The sequence below is a fragment of the Rhodococcus coprophilus NBRC 100603 genome, assembly GCF_001895045.1.
Classification (GTDB): domain Bacteria; phylum Actinomycetota; class Actinomycetes; order Mycobacteriales; family Mycobacteriaceae; genus Rhodococcus; species Rhodococcus coprophilus.
In genome coordinates, this window is the sequence record NZ_BDAM01000001.1 from 949,451 (window position 1) to 959,485 (window position 10,035).

Genomic DNA, 10,035 nt, shown 5'->3' on the forward strand with positions numbered 1-10,035 from the left:
GGAACCGGGTCGAGTCACGCCATCCAGTTTGTCATGCCCGGGCGGTGGTGCGCCGGGCGGTCAGGCTGCTGTGTCGACTTTCTCGCGGCTTTCGGGGGCGGACAGTTCGGCGAGACGGCCGGTGCGCACTGCCCAGCGCTCGAAGACGATCGTGCCGAACGGCGGGACACTCGAAACCAGGGCCAGGAATGTGGTCTTCAGGTCCCACTTGAGCGACCATGCGGTGAGAAGTGCGACGAGAACGAACGGGATGAAACCGGCCACGCCGTGCACCATGCCCGGGATGGCGATTGCTTCTTCGTATCCGAGCACCCACTTGAAGAACATCGCGATCAAGAGCGCGAGCCAGGTAACGGCTTCCCAGATCGCGACGAGGCGGAACCTCTTCGCGGGAGTGGACAGGTCGAAGAAGTTGGTCATGGCGCCCATTGTGCCGGACGGCTACGACCGCCTGTAGTGGTGGTGAGAGACATCACGGCCCCGGTGTGCTGCACCGGGGCCGTGATCGTGCTCTGAGCCTGAAGGTCAGGCCTTCGGGACACGTACGACGAGGGCGTCGCCCTGGCCACCACCACCGCACAGTGCGGCCGCGCCGACGCCACCACCGCGGCGCTTCAGTTCCAGCGCGAGGTGCAGGGCGATGCGGGCACCCGACATGCCGAGCGGATGGCCCAGCGCGATCGCCCCACCGTTGACGTTGACCTTGTCCGCGTCGATGCCGAGTTCGCGTGCCGAGACGATGCCGACGGCTGCGAAGGCCTCGTTGATCTCGATCAGGTCGAGGTCCTTCGGGTCGATACCTTCTCGCGCGCATGCCTTCGCGATTGCACGGGCGGGCTGGGACTGCAGCGTCGAGTCGGGTCCGGCAACCACACCGTGCGCGCCGATCTCCGCGATCCAGCTCAGGCCGAGTTCCTCGGCCTTCGCCTTGCTCATCACCACTACCGCAGCGGCGCCGTCGGAAATCTGCGAGGCCGAACCGGCAGTCACGGTGCCGTCCTTGGAGAAGGCGGGGCGCAGTTTCGCGAGCGATTCGGTCGTGGTGTCGGCGCGGATTCCCTCGTCGGCGGCGAACATGATCGGGTCGCCCTTGCGCTGCGGAATCGCCACGGGCACGACCTCTTCGTCGAAGAGCCCGTCCTTCCAGGCGCGCGCCGCGTTCCGGTGCGAGGCCGCGGCGAATGCATCCTGCTCCTCTCGGGAGACGAAACGCTCGTCGCTGTTGGCGGACTCGGTGAGGTTGCCCATCGCCTGGTCGGTGAAGATGTCGTGCAGGCCGTCGTACGCCATGTGATCACGCAGCGTCACATCGCCGTACTTGAAGCCGGCGCGGCTCTTCTCGAGCATGTGCGGCGCCTGGCTCATCGATTCCTGGCCACCTGCGACGACGACGTCGAATTCGCCCGCACGGATCAGCTGATCGGCCATGGCGATCGCGCTGATGCCCGACAGGCACACCTTGTTGATGGTCAGTGCCGGAACATCCATCGGGATCCCGGCGGCGACAGCGGCCTGGCGTGCGGGGATCTGCCCGGCGCCGGCGGTAAGGACCTGTCCCATGATCACGTACTCGACCTGTTCGGGGGCGACGCCTGCCTTCTCGAGAGCGCCTTTGATCGCGACGCCACCGAGGTCGGATCCCGAGAGATCCTTGAGTGAACCCTGCAAACGCCCCATGGGCGTACGGGCTCCGGCGACGATGACAGAACTGCTCACGGAAACGACCTCCGACGATCGGTGAAGAAATGGGGCGCCCAACCGGGCTCGATGCCACTCCCGATATGAACGCATGCAACGTTAACGCTACCGTCTAGAACATGACTGAGATCTCCCCCACTTCCGCTCCGGGCGCCGCAATTCTCGCGACCGGCCTCGTCACCGCGATCGACCACGTCGGCATCGCAGTCCCCGACCTCGACGCGGCCCTCACGTGGTACGCCGAGAACCTGGGCCTCGTGTCGACCCATGAGGAGGTCAACGAGGAGCAGGGTGTCCGGGAAGCGATGCTGTCCGTGCCGGGCAGCCCCGAAGGTGCAACCCAGATTCAGCTGCTCGCACCCCTGAACGAGAATTCCACCATCGCGAAGTTCCTGGACCGCAGCGGCCCGGGCTTGCAGCAGCTCGCATACCGCGTATCCGACCTCGACGCTGTCAGCGCGGCACTGCGCGCCAACGGCGTCCGTCTGCTGTACGACGCGCCTCGTCGCGGCACCGCCGACTCTCGCATCAACTTCCTCCACCCCAAGGATGCGGGCGGCGTTCTCGTCGAACTGGTGGAGCCGGCCGCGCACGCTGCGCACTAGCTGCCCGTCGCACCGAACTGTTGGTGCAGGACCGCGACTTCGCTCCCGTCCAGTTATAGGCGGGAGCGCAGCGTGTCCTCCGGTCTCAACAGGTAGATTGTCGCCATGGTCTTCGATCGTGATCGCACCCCCAGCCACCTGCCGTTCTCGATCGTGCGAAAAGGCTTCGACCGCGACGAGGTAACCAATTACTTCGCCCGGTTCGAAGCCGAGTTGCGCGTGACCGCGACCGACCGCGACGCCGCATCCGCCCAAGCGCGCGACCTGGCGCGACAGCTCGAGAACGCACGCAACGAGATCGACGAACTCCGTAGGGATGTGGACCGGCTCTCGGTCCCGCCCACGACGGCGGAGGGCATGAGCGACCGCATCTCGCGGATGCTGCGACTCGCGTCCGACGAGGCATCCGAGCTGCGGGCACGCGCGGAAGCGGACTCCGCCGAGATGATTTCGCTCGCCGAGCAGGAGGGCATCCGGCTCCGCGGCGATTACGAACAGAAGCTCGCAGAACTCGAGGATCGCCGCGTCGCTTTCGAGGAAGAGCACAAGCGGACGATGGCTGCCGCGCGCAAGGAAGCCGACCGCATCGTCACGGCTGCCCACGCCGAAGCCGACCGTCACGCCGCCGAAGCGGAAAGCAAGCGCGAGCAAGTTCAGCAGGACTTCGAGATCACGATGGCCGAGCGCCGCAGCAAGCTTCTCGGCGCGCTCGACGAACTCGAGCGTAAGAGCAAGGCCGAGGCCGAACGACGCATCGAGGTGGCGACGGAAGAAGCCGCTCGCCGACTCTCGACGGCCACGGAGCAGTCCGAGCGCAAGGTCGCCAACGCCCGGGACCTCACCGAGGAACTGCGGATGCTGCGCGGACGCATCCTGGGCCAGCTCGACGCGGTACGCGAGCAACTCGACGACGTGCCGACGATGCTCGCCGCGATCAATCGCGAGGGCGAACTGCTCGATCGGGAGATCTCGCTCGACAGGCCTCGACCGGCCACTGGCAGCACCGAGGGTGGATCTCCGGCGCGCAATCCCGAGAAGGCGGAGAACGCCGACGGCCAGGGCGCGTCGTCTGCACGGCCGACGCAGGGCGGTGCCGCCACGCCGGGCGGTGCCCCGAAGTCGGGCGGCGCCCCGAAGTCGGCAGAGGCACCGAAGTCCGGGACCCCGAAGTCCGGGACCCCGAAGCCCGCGGAAGCGGCGAAGCCCGCACAATCGGCGGCGCCCGGCAAGCCTGCCGACACGAACGCGAACAAGCCGGCGAATGCCACCAAGCCGGCTGAGGGCCCCGGCGCGTCGGGTACACAGCCGCGGAACACCACCGCGGCCGGACCGAACATCCAGGGCCGCTCCCCCGCCGTCGCCAGCAAGGTACGGAACTAGACGAAGTGACCGTCAGATCCGCCGGCCGACCATTTCGTTGATCCAGTCCGGCGCGTACGGCGACGTGCAACCCGGGGAGGTCGGGTAGTCCTCGAGAGCCGCTCCCCGATCTCGAGGGCGCGCGGCCGGTACTGTTCGTGCTCGATTCCGATCTGGGCAAGACAGTGGTTCATCGACCATTGCAGTCGGTCGGGAGCATCCTTCATCTCCGACTCGACGACGTCGAGCAGCCCCGCGAGATCCAGGCCGTCGGGGTTGCGTGCCACCCGGCCGGTGGTCAGATCCCAGCCCGCGCTCGCGACACTCGGGTGCGCGCAGACGAGCCTACGAGTGAACGGACAGAAATGCGTGCGAGTCCGAGAACCTGACCACGATGCCCGCTACGACCACCGGCGGGTCGGCCGACGGGTTCCGCGACCCTTCCAGCACCCGTTGTGCCAATGCCGCCTGTCGTCGGCGCCGCCCGGTGTGTCGACGGGCCACGCCACCACGTGCGGTGTGCCCGGAGCGATCTCGTGGTCGCAACCCGGGCATCGGTACGGTTTGGTGGCACGACTGCCGGGCACGGTCCGCACGGTGTATCGCTCGTCGTGCGCTCCTGCCGGCCCGTTCTCCGTACGGCTCGTCGCGAAACCGAACGCGGTCCCCTCCGTATCGGGGTGTCCGCGTCTGCGTGCCGAGCTGGGGGGACGGTTGCGGCGAGGCACGGTCAGAACAGTCTGAACTCGGTGCTCTCGGTCCCGCGCAGAGCCTCGTAGTCGAGAACGAGGCAACGGATCCCTCGATCCGTCGCCAAGGTTTTCGCCTGCGGCTTGATCTGCTGCGCGGCGAAGACGCCGCTGACCGGAGCGAGCAAAGGGTCGCGGTTGAGAAGCTCGAGATAGCGGCTGAGCTGTTCGACGCCGTCGATCTCCCCGCGGCGCTTTATCTCCACCGCCACCGTGGCGCCGTCGGCGTCGCGGCACAGGAGGTCGACGGGACCGATCGCAGTCGGGTACTCACGCCGCACCAGGGTGAACCCCCGCCCGAGTGTTTCCACATGTTCGGCGAGGAGTTCCTGCAGGTGCGCTTCGACGCCATCCTTGATCAGCCCGGGGTCCACTCCGAGTTCGTGGCTGGAGTCGTGCTCGATCTCCTCGAGGGTGATCCTCAGTTCTTCACCGGCTTTGTTCGTCACCACCCACAGCGCCTGCGCCGCCTCGGCCGGCTCCTCGACGAGCCAGCAGGGCGGGCTCATCCAGTTCAAAGGCTTGTAGGCGCGGTCGTCGGCGTGGATACTCACCGAACCGTCGGCTTTGACGAGGAGTAGTCGGCGTGCCGAGGGCAGATGCGCCGTCAGGCGTCCGATGTAGTCCACACGGCAACGGGCAATCACAAGACGCACGGACCCACCCTAGTGGATCTGCTCGACTACTCTCGAACGACCATGTCAGCACGCAGCAACCGCACCGCTCCTCTGGGCTCCGCGATTCTCGGTGAGCCCGCCGAACCCGTCCGGCGGCAACGCATCCGTATCCAGTCGCTGCTCACCCTCTCGCTCGTGGCGACGCACCTCGTGGGTGCCGCGCTCGTGGCGGCACTCATCAACGTCGTCATCCCGGGCCCGTCCGTTCTCACGTCGGACTTCCTGGTGGTCACCGCAATCCTCGCGCCGGTGTACGTGGGGGTCGCGATCGTGCTGGGGTCGGTCATGTTCACGCGCGGCGCTCTCCGGCGGCTGCGGTGGGCCCTCGAAGACCGGCCTCCCACCGCCGCGGAACAGCGCATCGCTTTGCAGATGCCCTGGCGCATCACGCTCGAACAGGGCGGATTGTGGTTTCTCGGGCTGATTCTCTTCACGACGTGTTTCGGCCTCGTCGACCCGGAAACCATCCCGAAGGTCGCATTGACCATCACCCTCGCCGGGTTCACGGTGTGCGGCTTCGCGTACATGTTCACCGAATTCGCGTTACGTCCCATCTCTGCCAGGGCACTCGAGGCAGGCACACCGCCCCGGCGGAGATTCGCCGGCACCACCGGACGGGTGATGCTTTCCTGGGCTCTCGGCAGCGCGGTACCCGTGGTAGGGCTGATCCTGGTCGCGGTGTTCGCTTTCATCCGCCCGGTCACCACCACCCGCCTCGCGATCACCATCCTCGTTCTCTGCACGATCGCGCTGTTCACCGGTTCGCTGCTGATGTACCTGACGGTCCGATCGACCATCGCCCCGATCGAATCGGTGCGTTTCGGGATGCGCAGGATCGAGGACGGCAGCTTCGACGCAGCCGTCGTCGTCTACGACGGCACCGAACTCGGCCAGCTGCAAACAGGGTTCAACCGGATGGCCGAAGGACTGCGCGAACGCGAACGTATGCGGGACGTGTTCGGCAGACACGTCGGCCGAGATGTCGCAGCGGCCGCCCTGAACCGTGCAGAGACACTCGGTGGCGAAGAACGGGAAGTCGCTGTGCTGTTCATCGACATCATCGGCTCGACGGGGATCGCAGCGAGCAGACCACCCACCGAGGTCGTCGAACTTCTCAACCGGTTCTTCGCCGTCGTCGTCCACGAGATCCACGTCGCCGGAGGCTTCGTGAACAAGTTCGAGGGCGACGCGGCGCTCGCCATCTTCGGCGCCCCGGTCGCAGTCGACGACGCTCCGGGGCGGGCGCTGGCGGCTGCACGCAGAATGGCACAACGACTGGAAACCGAGGTGCCCGAATGCCGGGCAGGGATCGGGATCACCGCGGGGATCGCCGTCGCCGGCAACATCGGGGCCGAAGAACGGTTCGAGTACACGGTGATCGGGGATCCGGTCAACGAGGCAGCACGACTGTCCGAGTTCGCCAAGACGGTGCCCGGACACGTCGTCGCCTCACGCCGTGCGCTCGACGCCGCTTCCGGCGAAGAACGCGCGCGATGGACGCTGGGCGAGGAAGTGGTGCTTCGGGGACGGTTGGAGTCGACCCACTTGGCAGTTCCGGCCTGCTGACAAACTCCGGCGTGCTTACTCTCCCGCGATGATCGCGTCGAGGAATCGCCGGGTGCGCTCCTGTTCGGGGTTGGTGAAGATGTGCTCGGGCGTGCCTTCTTCGACGATGCGCCCCTGATCGAACATCAGCACCCGGTTGGAGACGTCGCGCGCGAAGTTCATCTCGTGGGTGACGATGAGCATCGTGATGTCCGTCGTCTCCGCGATGGTGCGCAGCACGTCGAGCACATCGGCGACGAGTTCGGGATCGAGGGCCGAGGTGACCTCGTCGAGCAGCAGGATGTCGGGATCCATCGCGAGGGCTCTCGCGATAGCGACGCGCTGCTGCTGCCCACCGGACAATTGCGTGGGATGGGCAGTCTCCTTGTCCGACAATCCGACGGTCGCGAGCAGTTCACGTGCGCGCTCTTGTGCTTCGGACTTCTTGCGACCGAGCACGTGGATGGGCGCTTCGGTGAGATTCTCCATCACGTTCATGTTCGGAAAAAGGTTGAACTGCTGGAACACCATTCCGATACTGCGACGCATCGCTCGGAGGTGTCGTTCCGAGGCAGGAACCAGCCGATCCCCTTTCTTCTCATGGCTGAGGGGCTCACCCTTGACCCGGATCACGCCGCCGTCCACTTTCTCCAAAGTCATGAGAAGGCGAAGGATGGTCGTCTTTCCGGAACCACTGGGGCCGATCAGAGTCACCCTGTCGCCGGCCGCAACTTTGAAGTCGAGGTGGTCGAGGACCACGTTGTCACCGAACTTCTTGACGACGGAATCGAATTCGATCATCGGCACACCTGATGTGCCTCGCGCGGTGGCGATGTCCTCGTCGAGGGCGGGTTCAGTGGGCAAGTCGACGCTCCAATCTGCGGATGAGCACTGACGTGGGGTAACTGGCTGCGAGGAAGATCAGCCCCGCCATCGTCAGCGGCTCGAGGTACTGAAAGTTTCGTGCACCGAATTGCTGCGCGGCCGTGACCATTTCGACCACGGAGATGGTGAACAGGTACGGCGTGTCCTTGAACATCGACACTGCATAGTTGCCGAGTGCGGGAACGACACGCCGGACGGCCTGCGGCAGGATCACCGCACGCCATGTACGCGCGGGGGGCAGGGACAGTGCCCTAGCCGCTTCCCACTGCCCCACCGGTACCGCTTCGATACCAGCCCGATACACCTCGGCCATGTAGGTCGCGTAGTGGATACCGAGCACCCCGATGCCGATCTGCAACGCCGAGAATTGCGGGAGCAGATAGTAGACGAACAGCAACTGCACGACGAGCGGCGTCAACCGAATGAATTCGACTACCGCAGAGAGCACTTTTGCGAGCACCTTCGGCAAGGAGCGCCGCATGATCGCCACGGCCAGACCCAGTATTGCTGCGAGAGCGAATCCCAGTACCGTCGCCAGGAGCGTGATCCGGAATCCCTCGAGCAGCACCGGCAGCGCCTCCCCGGCGCGTTGCCAACTCCATTGCACGTTCACGTCTTCACCACCCCCGCGGGTTCGTCGAGAGCCGGCGCGACTCCGAAGATCTCACGCATGCTCGGACCGGTACCCAGCCGGCGTTTCGCGCGCACCTCTAGAGCGTTCATGAACAACGTCAGCACGTACCCGAGCACGAAATAGAGGACCAGCCCGATTCCGAACGCGAACAGGGTGTCGCCGGTGCTCTGCCGCAACTGTTCGATCTCGAACGTGAGATCCTGCAGCAGAATGTAACTCGCGAGCGCGGTGCCCTTGAGCAACTGGATCAGCAGATTCGTCAGCGACGGGATCATCTCGGCCCAGGCCTGCGGGAAGATCACCCGGCGCAGCCGTTGCCAGTACCCGAAGTTGAGAGCAGTGGCTGCTTCCCACTGTGGCCGCGGAACCGATGCGATCGCGCCGCGCACCACCTCTGCCCCGTATGCCCCGTAGTTGAGCGATAGGGCAAGGATCCCGCACACGATCGGTTCGAGCCGGTACCCGAACAGCGGAAGCACGTAGAAGAACCAGAACAACTGCACCAGCAGCGATGTGCCCCGGAAGAATTCGATGATCACGCGGGCACTGCCGCGGAGCGCAAGATTCTCGGCGGCACCCGCCAGGCCGAGCACGAGAGCGAGCAGGAATGCGAAAATCGCACTACCGATGGTCAATTCGAGCGTGACCACGATCCCGTCGAAAATGCGGGGTATCGCGTCCCGAAACTGGTCGAAATTCGAGTCCGTAGCCATTGTCCGGATCCCGAAATCAGGCTGTACCCTCGCACAGAATCTCGGTCGTCAGTTCCGGGTCCGGCAGTTCTTCCGCCGTGAAGCCGTACTCCCCGACGATCGAGAGGTAGGTGGCCTCGTCCGACGTGATCTTGGCCAGTTCGGCGTTGTAGGCGTCGCGCAGTTCCGCGTCGTCCGTACGGAACACGGTGCCGCCCGCGCCGACCTGGGGAACGCCGTCGATATTCGCGACGAACGACTCCGTGACGTCGACGGGCGCGTTCTCGTTGTTCTGTTTCATCCAGTTCAGCGAGATGCCCGTCAACGCGAAGACGTCGGCGCGGCCGTTGACCACAGCATCCATGCCGTCCTGCGGCGACGCCACCTGCATCGCGTCGATCCCCAGCTCCGAGGCGTAGTCGGACTCGATCGCGCCGGTGAGCACGGCCATGCGGACGTCCTTGTCGGCAATCGTCTGCATGTCGCTGAGCTGTTGCGGGTTCCCCTCGGGAACCATCAGTGCCGTCGTGTAGTTGAACTCCGGCTCACTGAACAGAGCCTGTTCACACCGTTGCGGCAGGATCGACATGCCGGCGCTGACGACGTCGAACCGTCCCGCCTGAAGCCCCGGAATGAGCGCGCCGAAGTCCGTCGCGACGCCTTCCACATTGTCGATTCCGAGGTTGGAGAAGATCTGCCGGTGCAGTGCCACAGTCGCACCGGTAAGTTCACCGTCCTGCATGAAGCTGTAGGGCGCCTCGCCCGCGAAACCGACAGTGACGGTTCCGCTGTCCTGCAATCGCTGGAGTGTCGACCCGTCGCCCGAGTTGTCCACGCTCGTGCATCCCGTCATCGACGCACCGATGAGACCGACGCCCGCAACAGTTGCCGCCGCCGTCTTCGAGATTCCCATGGAGCCCAAACGGTTCTTCATAGTCTCGCCCTCTCGTCGCCCTGAGAACGACCCGGGAGGATGCGCACCGCCGTGCAGCACGATCCAAGCGGATCTTGCACCAGCGGACGTTACTCACATCACGGGGCAACGCGGGATACAGAAGGGCGTCGTTACCATCTCGTGACCTAATGACTCCACGAGACAGCGATCGGGCATGAAACTCCGGAGGATCGGGTATGCACCACGCCGACTCCGAACGAACCCGATCCAAGACGCACGAAAGGGGACCCACTATT

The 10,035-nt window shown here is 65.3% G+C and carries 11 protein-coding genes and 1 pseudogene; 3 read left to right on the top strand and 9 right to left on the bottom strand.

The genetic code is table 11. The annotated features are described in order from the left end of the window. Positions 1 to 60 precede the first annotated feature (60 nt). On the bottom strand, positions 61 to 420 hold the full coding sequence (locus RDCOP1_RS04320) for a DUF3817 domain-containing protein (protein WP_072698917.1): 360 nt from the start codon (positions 418 to 420) through the stop codon (positions 61 to 63). A 105-nt stretch (positions 421 to 525) separates the two neighbouring features. Next, positions 526 to 1,716, bottom strand: coding sequence for an acetyl-CoA C-acetyltransferase (locus RDCOP1_RS04325; protein WP_072698757.1), 1,191 nt, complete (start codon positions 1,714 to 1,716; stop codon positions 526 to 528). Between the two features lie 101 nt (positions 1,717 to 1,817). On the opposite strand from RDCOP1_RS04325, the gene mce reads away from it, so the two are divergent. Both mce and RDCOP1_RS04335 read left to right on the top strand, forming a co-directional pair. Further along, on the top strand, positions 1,818 to 2,303 hold the full coding sequence (mce, locus tag RDCOP1_RS04330; protein WP_072698758.1) for a methylmalonyl-CoA epimerase: 486 nt from the start codon (positions 1,818 to 1,820) through the stop codon (positions 2,301 to 2,303). A gap of 105 nt (positions 2,304 to 2,408) precedes the next feature. Beyond that, the gene (locus RDCOP1_RS04335) at positions 2,409 to 3,683 is read left to right on the top strand and encodes a coiled-coil domain-containing protein (protein WP_072698759.1); all 1,275 of its coding nucleotides are present in this window, start codon (positions 2,409 to 2,411) and stop codon (positions 3,681 to 3,683) included. Between the two features lie 12 nt (positions 3,684 to 3,695). Here RDCOP1_RS04335 and RDCOP1_RS21690 read toward each other — a convergent pair. From RDCOP1_RS21690 to nucS, 3 genes and pseudogenes are all read right to left on the bottom strand, one after another. Then, a pseudogene (locus RDCOP1_RS21690) lies at positions 3,696 to 3,991 on the bottom strand (DNA alkylation repair protein); the annotation flags it as partial. A 72-nt stretch (positions 3,992 to 4,063) separates the two neighbouring features. Further along, positions 4,064 to 4,390 carry an Rv1322 family protein gene (locus RDCOP1_RS21695; protein WP_072698760.1) on the bottom strand — a complete coding sequence of 109 codons (327 nt, stop codon included), beginning with the start codon at positions 4,388 to 4,390 and terminating at the stop codon, positions 4,064 to 4,066. 2 nt (positions 4,391 to 4,392) lie between these two features. Then, the gene (nucS, locus tag RDCOP1_RS04350; RefSeq protein ID WP_072698761.1) at positions 4,393 to 5,067 is read right to left on the bottom strand and encodes an endonuclease NucS; all 675 of its coding nucleotides are present in this window, start codon (positions 5,065 to 5,067) and stop codon (positions 4,393 to 4,395) included. Positions 5,068 to 5,109: 42 nt separating this feature from the next. On the opposite strand from nucS, the gene RDCOP1_RS04355 reads away from it, so the two are divergent. Next, the gene (locus RDCOP1_RS04355) at positions 5,110 to 6,654 is read left to right on the top strand and encodes an adenylate/guanylate cyclase domain-containing protein (protein WP_072698918.1); all 1,545 of its coding nucleotides are present in this window, start codon (positions 5,110 to 5,112) and stop codon (positions 6,652 to 6,654) included. Between the two features lie 15 nt (positions 6,655 to 6,669). Here the strand turns inward: RDCOP1_RS04355 and ehuA are convergent, their stop codons facing one another. The 4 genes from ehuA to ehuB are packed head-to-tail and all read right to left on the bottom strand — an operon-like array spanning position 6,670 to position 9,757. After that, positions 6,670 to 7,434, bottom strand: a complete 765-nt coding sequence (gene ehuA, locus RDCOP1_RS04360) for an ectoine/hydroxyectoine ABC transporter ATP-binding protein EhuA (RefSeq protein WP_072698919.1) — start codon at positions 7,432 to 7,434, stop codon at positions 6,670 to 6,672. 52 nt (positions 7,435 to 7,486) lie between these two features. Next, positions 7,487 to 8,131, bottom strand: coding sequence for an ectoine/hydroxyectoine ABC transporter permease subunit EhuD (gene ehuD / locus RDCOP1_RS04365; RefSeq protein WP_072698762.1), 645 nt, complete (start codon positions 8,129 to 8,131; stop codon positions 7,487 to 7,489). Further along, positions 8,128 to 8,865 carry an ectoine/hydroxyectoine ABC transporter permease subunit EhuC gene (gene ehuC / locus RDCOP1_RS04370; RefSeq protein WP_072698763.1) on the bottom strand — a complete coding sequence of 246 codons (738 nt, stop codon included), beginning with the start codon at positions 8,863 to 8,865 and terminating at the stop codon, positions 8,128 to 8,130. Before ehuC ends, ehuD begins: the two co-directional genes overlap by 4 nt. A 16-nt stretch (positions 8,866 to 8,881) precedes the next feature. Continuing rightward, positions 8,882 to 9,757, bottom strand: a complete 876-nt coding sequence (gene ehuB, locus RDCOP1_RS04375; RefSeq protein WP_111731578.1) for an ectoine/hydroxyectoine ABC transporter substrate-binding protein EhuB — start codon at positions 9,755 to 9,757, stop codon at positions 8,882 to 8,884. Between the last annotated feature and the right edge of the window lie 278 nt (positions 9,758 to 10,035).

Excerpts from the sequence above, each read along its gene's own strand:
- RDCOP1_RS04320 (WP_072698917.1), bottom strand. The coding sequence starts at position 420 with ATGACCAACTTCTTCGACCTGTCCACTCCCGCGAAGAGGTTCCGCCTC.
- mce (WP_072698758.1), top strand. The coding sequence starts at position 1,818 with ATGACTGAGATCTCCCCCACTTCCGCTCCGGGCGCCGCAATTCTCGCG.
- RDCOP1_RS04335 (WP_072698759.1), top strand. The coding sequence starts at position 2,409 with ATGGTCTTCGATCGTGATCGCACCCCCAGCCACCTGCCGTTCTCGATC.
- RDCOP1_RS04355 (WP_072698918.1), top strand. The coding sequence starts at position 5,110 with ATGTCAGCACGCAGCAACCGCACCGCTCCTCTGGGCTCCGCGATTCTC.
- ehuA (WP_072698919.1), bottom strand. The coding sequence starts at position 7,434 with ATGATCGAATTCGATTCCGTCGTCAAGAAGTTCGGTGACAACGTGGTC.
- ehuC (WP_072698763.1), bottom strand. The coding sequence starts at position 8,865 with ATGGCTACGGACTCGAATTTCGACCAGTTTCGGGACGCGATACCCCGC.
- ehuB (WP_111731578.1), bottom strand. The coding sequence starts at position 9,757 with ATGGGAATCTCGAAGACGGCGGCGGCAACTGTTGCGGGCGTCGGTCTC.